The 12161-nt window shown below is 39.9% G+C and carries 11 protein-coding genes; 9 read left to right on the forward strand and 2 right to left on the reverse strand.

Annotation, left to right across the window (positions count from 1 at the left end; all coding sequences use genetic code 11):
* Window positions 1–146 precede the first annotated feature (146 nt).
* Window positions 147–905 (forward strand): IclR family transcriptional regulator, encoded by a 759-nt coding sequence (locus J2S78_RS02315; RefSeq protein WP_125553718.1) that lies wholly within the window; start codon window positions 147–149, stop codon window positions 903–905.
* Between the two features lie 370 nt (window positions 906–1275).
* Here J2S78_RS02315 and J2S78_RS02320 read toward each other — a convergent pair whose 3' ends face one another.
* On the reverse strand, window positions 1276–2835 hold the full coding sequence (locus tag J2S78_RS02320) for a BCCT family transporter (protein ID WP_306895854.1): 1560 nt from the start codon (window positions 2833–2835) through the stop codon (window positions 1276–1278).
* A 190-nt stretch (window positions 2836–3025) separates the two neighbouring features.
* Here J2S78_RS02320 and nagA point away from each other — a divergent pair, with 190 nt between their 5' ends.
* The 4 genes from nagA (at window position 3026) to J2S78_RS02340 (ending at window position 6641) form a co-directional block, all read left to right on the forward strand.
* Window positions 3026–4210 (forward strand): N-acetylglucosamine-6-phosphate deacetylase, encoded by a 1185-nt coding sequence (gene nagA / locus J2S78_RS02325; RefSeq protein WP_306895856.1) that lies wholly within the window; start codon window positions 3026–3028, stop codon window positions 4208–4210.
* 14 nt (window positions 4211–4224) lie between these two features.
* Entirely contained in the window at window positions 4225–4998 is a 774-nt protein-coding gene (gene nagB, locus J2S78_RS02330) for a glucosamine-6-phosphate deaminase (RefSeq protein WP_306895859.1), read from the forward strand.
* Window positions 4999–5026: 28 nt separating this feature from the next.
* Window positions 5027–5749 (forward strand): GntR family transcriptional regulator, encoded by a 723-nt coding sequence (locus tag J2S78_RS02335; RefSeq protein WP_306895860.1) that lies wholly within the window; start codon window positions 5027–5029, stop codon window positions 5747–5749.
* A 154-nt stretch (window positions 5750–5903) separates the two neighbouring features.
* Window positions 5904–6641, forward strand: a complete 738-nt coding sequence (locus tag J2S78_RS02340; protein ID WP_306895863.1) for an SIS domain-containing protein — start codon at window positions 5904–5906, stop codon at window positions 6639–6641.
* A gap of 53 nt (window positions 6642–6694) precedes the next feature.
* Here the strand turns inward: J2S78_RS02340 and nagE are convergent, their stop codons facing one another.
* Window positions 6695–8536: an N-acetylglucosamine-specific PTS transporter subunit IIBC gene (gene nagE / locus J2S78_RS02345; RefSeq protein WP_306895865.1), complete on the reverse strand. Its 1842-nt coding sequence runs from the start codon at window positions 8534–8536 to the stop codon at window positions 6695–6697.
* A gap of 468 nt (window positions 8537–9004) precedes the next feature.
* On the opposite strand from nagE, the gene J2S78_RS02350 reads away from it, so the two are divergent.
* The 4 genes from J2S78_RS02350 (at window position 9005) to J2S78_RS17060 (ending at window position 12130) form a co-directional block, all read left to right on the forward strand.
* The gene (locus J2S78_RS02350; protein WP_306895867.1) at window positions 9005–9646 is read left to right on the forward strand and encodes a hypothetical protein; all 642 of its coding nucleotides are present in this window, start codon (window positions 9005–9007) and stop codon (window positions 9644–9646) included.
* Between the two features lie 302 nt (window positions 9647–9948).
* Window positions 9949–11118 (forward strand): pyridoxal phosphate-dependent aminotransferase, encoded by a 1170-nt coding sequence (locus J2S78_RS02355; RefSeq protein WP_306895869.1) that lies wholly within the window; start codon window positions 9949–9951, stop codon window positions 11116–11118.
* Between the two features lie 326 nt (window positions 11119–11444).
* Window positions 11445–11777 carry a GntR family transcriptional regulator gene (locus J2S78_RS02360; RefSeq protein ID WP_306895871.1) on the forward strand — a complete coding sequence of 111 codons (333 nt, stop codon included), beginning with the start codon at window positions 11445–11447 and terminating at the stop codon, window positions 11775–11777.
* A gap of 14 nt (window positions 11778–11791) precedes the next feature.
* Complete coding sequence (locus J2S78_RS17060; protein WP_370871514.1) at window positions 11792–12130, forward strand: FCD domain-containing protein; 339 nt, start codon at window positions 11792–11794, stop codon at window positions 12128–12130.
* Window positions 12131–12161 lie beyond the last annotated feature (31 nt).

The following is a 12161-nucleotide window of genomic DNA, read 5'->3' on the forward strand; positions in this document are numbered from 1 at the left end:
TTTCCGTTTCTCTGACGGGGATGCTGTTACATCAGAATCCATATCGTGTGTCTCTAGCGAATATAGGTTTTGCGTTTCCGTTTAGCACGGGTGGAACTATCTTAGAGCTACTTTTACAATACATATAAATGAAGGGAGGAGAAATTATGCCCATTATTCAATCGGTTGATCGTGCATTGAGCATACTAGATTTATTTGATGAATCCGAATCTGAATTAAAAATAACGGATATTAGTGAAAAAATGATGCTTCATAAAAGCACGGTTCACTCACTTTTAAAAACATTAGAAAAACACCAATATGTAGAACAAGATGAACAATCCGGGAAGTATCGGTTGGGAATGAAATTGTTTGAACGTGGCCATTCGGTCATCCGGAGCCGTGATATTCGGGGTGTAGCTAAAGATTTTCTCTATACCCTTTCAAAAGATACCGGACAAACGGTGCATCTTGTTATTCAAGATGGAAAAGAAGGCGTGTACATCGACAAAGTAGAGAGTGCCTCGGCAACGGTGTTGTATTCCCGAATCGGCCGCCGAATTCCTCTGCATTGCAGCGGTGTTGGAAAAGCGCTTATAGCATTCCAGTCCGATCAAGCCATTTCTTTTGTACTTGATGACTATGAGTTTGTCAGACGTACGGAGCATACGATTACGACAAGAGAAGGGTTTTGGGAAGAGATTAAGCGGGTGCGTGAGAAGGGATACGCTGAGGATCTCGAAGAAAACGAACCAGGTGTGCGTTGCGTCGCTATTCCGGTACGTGACCACACGGGCAATATTGCCGCCGCTCTAAGTATTTCAACTTTTACCATGAGAACAACGGACGACGATATGCGTCATTATGTGAATCAGTTAAAAGAAGCAGGCAAACAGTTGTCCCAAAAGCTTGGATACGGGGTTTAACACCTCGCTTGAGAGGACATAATATTCCTTTTTTCAATTGGTTATAGTGATATGATGGCAGCCGGGTATGAGGGGATTCTTCCACATGCATCGATGTCAATGTTTCAGCGAGTTGTCGGTGTTTTTGCGTGAGAGGAAAGGGTTTCGTATGGTTCCATTTTTCCATAAAACGATCCTGTTGGGTCGGAAATATAATGGGAAGATTGGGGGAAGCGTGCATATAGTGTGAATGCTTGGTTAACAAAAATGAGGGAAGATTGAATTGAAAAATTATGGAGTTCGCCGGATTCGTAGCGGGATTTTATAATGATAGCTCACTTCCTTTCACCATCATCATAGCGAAAAAGAATAAATTTTATTTTCAAAAAACCTATTCCTTTTCATCACGGTAAATGTAGTATTTGCTGCCGAACGTTTTGGGCATATCTTCTTTGACTGCCTTGGTAAAAGAGATAATTAACATAATCATAATAAATATTAAAGGAAATCCAGCGACAATACTCGCCGTTTGAAGTGTTTCAAGTCCACCAAGATACATCAACACAAGGGACGGGGCAGCAAGAACGAATGCCCAGAATAAACGATTCCAGCGCAAAGGTTCATCATCAATTTCTTTTTGTGTGACCGAAGCTAAGATGTAAGAGCCCGAATCAAAGGTCGTTGCTAAGAAAACGGTCGCCAGTACCACAAAAATCCCAACAAACAATATACTTCCGGGTAGTTGATTGATAGTTCCAATAATAGCAGCTGGCGCACCATCGTTATTCAACACATCCACCACCGAATACTGTTCGGTCAGCTCCAGATACAGTCCGAAATTTCCCAGTATGCCAAAATACAAGACACAACCGATGCTTCCGTAAACAAGAGTACCGACAATCATTTCTCGAATCGTGCGTCCCCGTGATATCCGGGCGACAAACAATCCTACAAATGGAGCATAAACAAGCCACCACGCCCAATAAAACACGGTCCAGCTTTCGGGAAAATCAGTTTCTTCAAAACCACCGACTCCGGCAAATGGTTCAGTCCACATACTCATTCTGAAAAAATTATCGGCTAACATACCGATGCTGTTAAACATCGTATTTCCGAGAAAAACAGTAGGGCCAACAATAAAAACAAAACCGAGTAAAATAAAAGATAGCCATAAATTTATGTCACTAAGCACACGAATTCCTTTACGCAGCCCGGAATAGGAGCTTATGGCAAAAATAAGCGTAACGACAATAAGGACGACCGTATTAACGGCCATATTAGGTTCAATTCCTGTAAAATAGCGAACACCTTCGGAAATTAAAGGAGTAGCAAGAGCCATAGTTGTACCGGCCCCGCCAAGTAGACCGAACATAAAAAGAATATCTACAATAACCCCTATAGGCCCATCAGAATATTTTTTCAAGACCGGTCGACAGGCTTCGCTTATTTTTAAAACTGGTCGTTTTCTAATATAGAAAAAATAAGAAATGGGGAGAGCGGGAAGACAATATATCGCCCAAGCAATGGGCCCCCAGTGAAAAATCCCATACGTTGCTGCCCATTCAATTGCTTCATCAGAGCCTGCTTCGATTCCAAAGGGCGGTCCGGTGTAATAATACGCCCATTCAATCGTCCCCCAATAAAGGACACTAGAACCGATTCCGGCAGCAAAAAGCATTGCTGCCCATGTCAATGTGTTAAATTCGGGCTTCACACCACGGCTGCCAAGCACAATTCGACCGTACTGGCTAAAAGCAATGTAAAGCAAAAACACGAATAAAAGCATCCCAATTAATAAGTAAATAACGCCTAAATTTTTTGATACAAACGTGTTGGATGCAGTCACAACCTTCTCTCCGAATTCAGGTACAATAATGAGAGGTCCTGCTATAATTATTAACAATAACAACGCGCCGATGAATGTCGGCCAATCGATAATATTTTTGTTCATAGCTGCTTACCTCCAATAATAAACTGCATCTTACTAAAGGTTGCCCGGATAAATGTGTTAATATGTGTTTATAATATAATCATTTTCAAAGAAGAGAAACGAAGTAATACAAAAGTGAATTGGTATAGACAACTATAATTATATTTTGTTAAGATAAAGAAAATCGCCAATCATAGAAAGGGTGCGAACGATGGAAAACTTCGTACTTCGTGACGTGCACATTTATAATGCAAATGAAGAAATAGAACATGCTTATATCACCGTGAAGAACGGAAAAATCACCGCTGTCGGAGAGAACGACAGGATGGAGATAGAAATACCGGACATGGATCGCTGGAAGCTAAAAGAATATACCGTAGAGTCGGGGACGTTACTGGTGCCAGGTATGATTGATGTACATATTCATGGAGTAAATAATGCAGACGTGATGGATGGCACATTCGATGCATTGACGACTATGACACAAACCCTTCCCGCTGAAGGAACAACCTCATTTCTTGCTACCACTATCACGCAAAGCCAGGATGCTATTACAAGAGCACTGCAAAATGCTGCTGTCTTTAGTAAATATCAAGCTCCACAACAGGCGGAGATGCTCGGAGTTCATTTGGAAGGTCCTTTTTTCACACCAATGAAAGCGGGGGCCCAGCCAAAAAATTTTTTGTTAGATGCAGATGTATCGTTGTTTCAAGAATGGCAGGAAGCAGCAGAAGGGTTAATAAAATGGGTCTCACTCGCTCCAGAATGTGATTTGGACTATCAATTAATTCGTCATTTAAAAAAGACCGGTGTAATTGCATCAGCTGCTCATTCAAATGCAAATCTTGAGGAAGTGGAACAGTCGATAGTCGCTGGGTTGTCGCATGTGACTCATCTTTTTAACGGAATGAGCGGATTGCATCATCGGGAACCCGGGCTTGCATCAGCAGCCTTGTTACACCATAAAGTAACCAATGAAATAATAGCCGACGGTATTCATGTGCACCCTTCCATGGTGAAAATGGCGCATCAAATGAAAGGAACAACGGATATTTTCCTTATAACAGACTCCATCCGTGCGAAATGTTTGCCGAACGGACACTATGATCTAGGTGGACAAACCGTAACCGTAGAAGGGAATCGTCCATATTTAGAAGATGGAACAATAGCAGGAAGCATGTTAAAGATGAATGAAGCGATGAAAAATATGATGAGCTACACAGACTGCAGTCTAAAAGAAGCGGTAGCGATGACGTCTGCAAATGCAGCAGCAAAACTAGGACTTGAGCATAAAGGTGCCATTGCACCAGGGATGGATGCAGATTTTGTTTTACTTGATGAAAACCAAGAGGTCATTCGGACGTGGTGCCGTGGTCAGATAGCTTATGAAAAATAGGAAGGGGGATTACTATGCAGGTTATTCGAGTGAAAAATTACAATGAAATGAGTGAAAAAGCAGCGGACATGCTCGCCGCCCAAGTGAAAAGCAAATCAGACAGTGTACTTGGACTGGCTACTGGAGGGACGCCAGAAGGAACATATAAAGCTTTTGTTCAAAAAGCACTTCAAGAAAATTTATCTTTATCCGAGCTGACGACATTCAATCTCGACGAGTATGTAGGTCTTTCTCCGCAGCATCCTAAGAGCTATCATTTGTATATGAAAAATCATTTGTTTCAACCACTTGCGCTGCAACCTTCGCAAACCAACCTTCCTAGAGGAAATGCTCCACATTTAGAAAAGGAAGCTGAACGTTATGAACGCATGATAAAGGAAGTTGGAGGAATTGATTTACAATTGCTTGGAATCGGCGAGAATGGCCACATCGGTTTTAATGAACCAGGTACTTCATTCACATCCCGAACGCATATTGAAAAACTGAACCCAACGACTCGCGAAGCAAACGCCCGTTATTTTGAAAACAAAGAAGACGTACCTGAACATGCCATCACGATGGGGATATCATCCATATTGGATAGCCGTAGTATCCTTTTGCTCGCCTCTGGAGAAAGAAAAAAAGAAGCTGTTAAAAGATTATTAGAAGACGAAAATACGAGAGAAGACTTTCCAGCATCCTCCTTAAAAAACCATCCATATGTTACAATTATTGCAGATGAACATGCGTTAGCCGTTGTTTCTAAAACGGATGAACCAAGTGAAAAAGACGAAGCGAAACCATTATGATGGTAACAAAAAAGGAGTGAGAAATCGGATGATCGACAAAACCTCACCTCTCCCTATTTATTATCAAATTCAAGAAATGATTCGAGGAAAAATAGATTCTAATGAATGGGAGCCTGGTGATATGCTCCCATCCGAACGGATTTTCGCCGAAAGTTATGATGTTAGTCGTATGACGGTGCGTCAGGCTGTAACGGAACTTGTTAACGAAGGATTACTGCGTCGCGAAAAAGGAAAAGGGACCTTTGTTTTGGAACCGAAAATTGAGCAGACGCTGCAAGGATTGACCAGCTTTACGGAAGATATGAGAAAGCGTGGATTGAAGCCGGGCAGTAAGTTAGTGAAATACAATTTAGACAATCCTTCGTTGAAATTCGCAGAGATGTTGCAAATGCAAGGTGATCAACAATTATACGAAATAAAACGGCTCCGGTTGGCAGATGAGGTGCCTATGGCTTTGGAAACGACGTATATGAATAAGGAGCTTGTCGGAGAGCTCCCTGAAGATATTGAGAATCATTCGTTATATTATATATTAGAAGCAGAAAAAGGATTAAAGCTTGGAAACGGTGAACAAACATTTGAATCCTCCTTGGCACGACAAGAAGAAGCGGATTATCTTGACATACAAGTAGGAGATCCTGTGTTGTTAATCAAACGAATGACTTACTTAGAGGACGGAACATTATTTGAATATGTAAAATCGGTATATCGAGGTGATCGCTATAAGTTCACCATTAAAATGCCAAGATAAATAGGAAAAGTACAAGCACCTGGAAGTCGGCAGGGAAGACTTAGAATAAAAACGGACCAACACGAATGGTCCGTTTTCTGTCTTCTAAAGGTTTATGAAAAGCGGCTTTTTACCTACGCAGGGAAGTCACAAGTCACGGAAGGGAGAACTCTGGATGGCGTTTCATTATATAGAGCAGATTCAAGAATTGCTGCATTCATTAAAAACTAATCAGCAGATTCCAATTGAAAAAGCCGTTAGTAAAGTATCTGAGTCGATTACAAATGATGGTATTATACATATTTTTGGAGCGGGGCATTCTCACATTTTGAGTGAAGAGGTTTTCTTTAGAGCCGGGGGGTTAGCACCGATAAATCCCCTTTTTGAAGAATCACTTATGCTTCATAATGGAGCGTTACAGGCATCCATCAATGAAAGAAAAGAGAGGTACATAGAAGAATTTTTAGAACACATTTCTTTCCGAAAACAAGACGTCTTGATTGTCATTTCCACATCCGGACGGAATCCAGTCCCGATTGACGTTGCGGAATATGGGAAAAAGATGGGACTTTATGTTATAGGCATAACGTCGATGGAGTATTCTAAAAGTCAGCCATCTCGACATGAGAATGGATGGCGGCTTTATGATTGTGTAGATCTTGTGTTAGATAATTTAAGTAAAAAAGGGGATGTGCTTTTAAGCCATCCTAGTATTACAGAATCATATGGTGCTAGTTCCACTGTTATAGGAGCCGTTATTTTACAAACCTTATTTGCCGGAGTTATTGAGCATTTGATAGATAAAAACAGTACACCACCTATTTTTTTGTCAGGGAATATGGATGGAGCGGATGCACATAATAAGAAATTAATAGAAAAATATGAAGACAGGATACCGTTATTACGACTATAATAAGGGACCGTCTTGCAGAAAGTCACGCTGCCAGGTAATCCACGTTCATATTTTTAGGAGTTAATTTTTATTATTGAATCTTTAGGTGTTATATCTCCATCGGAATTGCTACTGATTTCTTGATTAGCTTCAACGTTAGTAATAATCACGGGAGTGGATATATCGAATCCGGCAGCTTGAATACTTTCTATATCAAATGATGCGACAAGCTGTCCTTCTTGCACCTTCTCGCCCTGCTCAACGTGAGAAGTGAAATATTTTCCATATAACTCGACAGTATTTAGTCCAATGTGCAATAAGATTTCTACTCCTTCTGTCGTCGTAATACCATATGCATGCTTTGTCGGAAATACGGTGTTCACCGTTCCAGCAGTAGGTGCATAAAGTCTGCCATCTGTCGGGATAATGGCAATCCCCTTTCCAAGTGCTTCGGAGGAAAAAGCAGCGTCATTTACTTGCTGTAATGGAATAATAGTTCCTTTTAACGGACTCATCAATGTCGTTTGTTTCCTTTTATCCCCACTGCTAAAACCAGTATATTGTTGGTTTCTCATCGCATCAGCAACGAACTCGACGTCGGTGCCGACAATAATTTGCAAGTTTTTATTATCTACTTTCATGACACCTTTAGCTCCATGTCGTTTTAAACGATCCTCGTCAATCTGATTCATATCATCCATTTGTAAACGTAAACGAGTGACACAGTTATCGATAGCTTGAATGTTTTTATAACCACCGATAGCAGCTACAAATTCTTTTGCCATCGCATGATACTTATCATCCCCTTCATAAATAGTGGTATCGTCCTCATCATCTTCCCGCCCGGGAGTTTTTAAGTCGAGTCCTTTAATCATTGCATAAAAGACAATGAAATAAATGCAGGCGAATATAAGACCGATTCCTGCTAATAATAATGGTCTTGTCGCCAAATTAAAGTTTAAAAAGTAGTCAATAGCACCGGCTGAAAAACCAAAACCATGCAATGTCCCAACTATATTTGTAACAACCAAGGATATAGCGGTTAAGAGGGCATGAGTAACATATAACAATGGCGAAATGAACATAAACGAGAATTCAATAGGTTCAGTAATACCCGTGAGAAAAGATGTTAACGCAAGGCCGGCTAAAAGACCACTCACTTGAGCACGTTTTTCTGGTTTAGCCGCAATAATCATAGCTAAACAAGCAGCGGGTAAACCGAACATCATTATTGGAAACATCCCGGCCATGAATATACCGGCGGTCGGATCTCCCGCGAAGAAGCGATCGAGATCACCGGAAGCTCCTTCAAAAGAACCAAATTCAAACCATATTAACGAATTTAAGACATGATGGAGCCCAATAGGAATCAACAAACGATTCAAGAAGCCATACACACCGGCTCCGAGAGCACCTGCCTCAATAATCCATTGGCCGATAGAATCAATGACCCCTTGTACGGGCGGCCAAACATACCCGAACATGCCTGCGAGTAGAACCATTGTCGCAGCTGTCACAATCGGAACGAAGCGTCTTCCTCCAAAAAAACCCAGCCAATTAGGGAGTTTAATATTATGGAATCGATTGTATAATAGACCGGCAATAACCCCAGAAATTATACCTCCAAGAAAGGCCATATCTATGTTCTCATTGATTGCAGCAGTTCCTTCTTGTAGCACTAAAAAACCAATGGCTCCGGCAAGGCCGGCCGCACCGTTGCCATCTTTTGATAACCCAATCGCTACACCAATCGCAAAGATTAATGGAAGGTTGTCAAAGAGAGCAGAACCAGCGGAGGCCATGAAGGGGACGTTGAATAAATCATCCTGACCTAATCTCTGTAACAGCGCAGCAGCTGGGAGCGTTGCAATGGGAAGCATTAAAGCCTTTCCAATTCGCTGCAAAAAATTCAACATAAAAAAATCAGTCCTTTCATTATTTTCGGAATAAATAAACGATAAACATTAAATATTTATGTGATAAATGTTGAAGTTATTGTAGCATCATTCAATATAGTTGTCTATACCAATTTCTAGCGTTTGATCTAATGTTTTGAAGGTTGTGTTGGGGGTAATATTGAAGTTGAAAATATTTATTTATATGGGTCACCTGTTTTTTCCGCTTTAACCACGAAATACACGAACCAAGAATCAGCCGCCACTGCATCCACATGATGCGGCGTATGTGCAGAATTTAGTAAAAGTGAAAAATAAAAGTTACCAGGAACGTGTAAATTGTTACGATAATACAATTCTTTAACTGGTTAAGTAGGGGAGAAATAGTAACATAGGTATTACAGTTTTAAGAAAACGTTTTACTTTTTATAGCCATATAGTTGTCTTTTGTGTAAAATATAAAAAGGAACAGCGAAAGGAGTGCCATTTATGTCAGACCAAATAAAACAAAAATTGCAGAATATCCTGCACTCATCCATTGATAAACATAAATTTGAGAGAGCGGAGGATGCGGTTACTCATTTGAGACAATTAGCTGAAATAGAAGCTTTTATCTCTGAAGAAGAGCCTCGTCGGTACAACGAACAATCTGTACACAGACAAAACAATGACGAACAGAATACGGGCTTAAGGGATACGGTTGTCCCTAGTCCTAGTAGTATAAAAAGTAGGAAGGAAAATAATTCTACTTCTTCTGCAAATAAGGATACGTTAGAGCTCTATTATATGGAAGAAGATTCTCTTTTAAAGTTCAAAAAATCTCCGCAAACGTACACCGTCAGTATAGATTTTTTTCGTACGTTTCTTGAGAATTTACATACGTGGAAAGGGCAGGAGTCTTTTTCTTCTAAAACTTATTATGACCAATTTTTTAATCAGTTACATGAGATGTCTAATTATCAAAACTCTACGCTTCGCCAATTTATTACACTCTTATTTCGGTTTGCTTATAGGTTGGGAGTCTTGGAGAAAACGAGCACCTCACAACGTAGCCGCTACGTTACAGCAGATGCGTTTGAGGTGGAACATGTCTTAAACAATATTTTCGAACAAAAAATCGTATACTTATAATGTTTAATCAAAGGCTTCCTGTCTTTCCGTAAAGGACCGTAGATAGAAGACCAGTAAGAGCTGTGCTCAAAAGTCTTTTTAAGACTGATGGGACAGTTCTTTTTTATAGGGATGTTTTCGAAGTCCTGACAAGATTTGTTTTTTGCATGTGAATGTTTGTCAGAACGTTGTTGTGTGCAAGATGAATGGCAAGAATAAACAAGAAATTTCCCGGGAAATAACTTACAATATAATGAAAAATATAGCTAATCAACAGATTATGATAATATGACACCAAATGATTTAATAGAGGAGAGAGAAATGTGAGACATTTTGAACAATCAAATACGTTAAAAAGGCTGCCGGAACAATTTTTCGCAGGTTTGGTGCAAAAAGTGCAGCATTTGTATAAACAAGGATACGATGTCATTAACCTCGGGCAAGGAAATCCTGATTTACCTACGCCACCGCCAATTGTTGAAGAATTAAAGCAAGCAGCCGAAAAAAACGAAAATCACAAATATTCTCCCTTTCGTGGACGCAGGGAATTGAAACAAGCAGCTGCAGATTTTTATAAAAGGGAATATAATGTAGACATCCAACCAGAAACAGAAGTGGCTATTTTATTTGGTGCAAAAACAGGACTTGTGGAGATTAGTCAGTGTCTTCTTAATGCTGAAGATACGGCATTGCTTCCGGATCCAGGATACCCCGATTATTTATCAGGAACGGCGTTAGCTAACGCGAATGTAGAACTAATGCCGCTTTTAGAAAGAAACCATTTTTTACCGGATTATAGCGCATTGCAAATGGAAGTTTTGGAGAAGGCGAAGCTTATGTTTTTAAACTATCCTAATAATCCAACTGCAGCTACTGCCAATAAAACATTTTTTGATAAAACCATTGAAATGGCAAAAGCGCACAATATTTGTGTCGTGCATGACTTTGCATATGGTGCGCTTGGGTTCGATGGAGACAAGCCACAAAGTTTTATGCAGTCAGAGGGTGCGAAAGATATTGGGATTGAAATATACACCTTATCCAAAACGTATAATATGGCGGGATGGCGTGTAGCTTTTGCTGTAGGAAATCCTTCCGTCATTGAAAGTATTAATCTTATTCAAGATCATCTGTATGTCAGCATATTTGGAGCAATTCAAGAAGCTGCTGCTTACGCTTTAACAGCCAATCAAGAACCTGTCCGGCAATTGGCTGCCACATACGAAGCTCGTCGCAACGCATTTTTGGGGCGACTTCGAGAGTATGGGTGGGAGGCAGCATCTCCAAAAGGCACCTTTTTTGTCTGGCTCCCTGTTCCTGAAGGCTATACGTCAGAAGAATTTTCAGACAAATTACTTGAAAAAGCTCATGTCGCAACAGCTCCGGGAAATGGTTTTGGGGAATACGGGGAAGGATACATACGCATTGGACTCCTTGATACTCCCGAGCGTCTACGTGAAGCAGCTGATCGCATCGGACTTCTTTCGACTTAAGAAAGTTTGTAAAACAAAACGTCCGATGTGTGAAAAGAATCTATCCTAAGCTAGAACGAAACAACATTATAACGAGTGATACTCTAGGATAAACAGTGAAAGCCTTTTGGAATACATACTCTGAAAGGCTTTTTAATAAGACTTTCTACCTTTGAGACCAACGAAGTTTCGGGTATTTTTTTAGGAGGCGACAAGAGATAAAGCAATAATTTCGTAAAAAAACAAAAAATTTTAAATTCGGTCTTGTTAACATTCTAGTATTCTTTTATACTTGTATACAAGTTAAACGAAAGTGATGTATTAGACAATTTTTTGGAGGCGGATTCATGAATATAAATCACTTAACCAATAAAGATACAAAATCTATGAGAAGTGAAGTTTATGCTTCCTTACGTCAAGAAATTATGGCTTTGCAATTAGAACCGGGACGTTCGATAAGCGAAAATGAAATTTCCAAGCGCTTAGAAGTAAGTAGAACGCCGGTAAGGGAAGCTTTTTTACGATTATCTCAAGATGATCTTATAACAGTGTATCCTCAAAAAACATCAATTGTTTCTCTTATCGACTTAGACCACTTAGAAGAAACAAGGTTTATGAGAGAGCATTTAGAAGTGGCTGTGACAAAATTAGCATGTGACATTTTTTCAGAAAAAATATAGCACAACTTCAGGATATAGTAGAACAACAAAAAAATAGTGCGAAAAAGAAAGATTTAAGACACTTTTACACTTTAGACGATAGATTTCACGCTATTATTTTTGAAGGTTGTAATAAACAGAGGATTTTGACGGTTCTTCAGGATATGATGAGTAAGAATTTCAACCGCGTTCGCTTGTTAAGCTTATCTGAAAATTTAAACACTGACACGATTATTTCTCAACATGAGCAGATTTTAGAGGCTATCCAAAACAATGATAAAGAGACAGCGGAAAATGTAGTAAGGAAACATTTACAGCTCGTAACTGTAGATCGAGAGGAACTCAAAGAGAGGTTTCCAGGGTATTTTAAGTAAGGATTTATAAGCCTATTAGCATTTATGTAAC

It is taken from the genome of Salibacterium salarium (assembly GCF_030813635.1).
GTDB lineage: Bacteria > Bacillota > Bacilli > Bacillales > Marinococcaceae > Salibacterium > Salibacterium salarium.

What these genes read in the sequence shown, in the direction of transcription:
- J2S78_RS02340 (WP_306895863.1), top strand. Translation starts at nt 5,904, where the DNA reads ATGGCGTTTCATTATATAGAGCAGATTCAAGAATTGCTGCATTCATTA.
- J2S78_RS02315 (WP_125553718.1), top strand. Translation starts at nt 147, where the DNA reads ATGCCCATTATTCAATCGGTTGATCGTGCATTGAGCATACTAGATTTA.
- J2S78_RS02335 (WP_306895860.1), top strand. Translation starts at nt 5,027, where the DNA reads ATGATCGACAAAACCTCACCTCTCCCTATTTATTATCAAATTCAAGAA.
- nagA (WP_306895856.1), top strand. Translation starts at nt 3,026, where the DNA reads ATGGAAAACTTCGTACTTCGTGACGTGCACATTTATAATGCAAATGAA.
- J2S78_RS02350 (WP_306895867.1), top strand. Translation starts at nt 9,005, where the DNA reads ATGTCAGACCAAATAAAACAAAAATTGCAGAATATCCTGCACTCATCC.
- nagE (WP_306895865.1), bottom strand. Translation starts at nt 8,536, where the DNA reads ATGTTGAATTTTTTGCAGCGAATTGGAAAGGCTTTAATGCTTCCCATT.
- J2S78_RS02320 (WP_306895854.1), bottom strand. Translation starts at nt 2,835, where the DNA reads ATGAACAAAAATATTATCGATTGGCCGACATTCATCGGCGCGTTGTTA.
- J2S78_RS02360 (WP_306895871.1), top strand. Translation starts at nt 11,445, where the DNA reads ATGAATATAAATCACTTAACCAATAAAGATACAAAATCTATGAGAAGT.
- nagB (WP_306895859.1), top strand. Translation starts at nt 4,225, where the DNA reads ATGCAGGTTATTCGAGTGAAAAATTACAATGAAATGAGTGAAAAAGCA.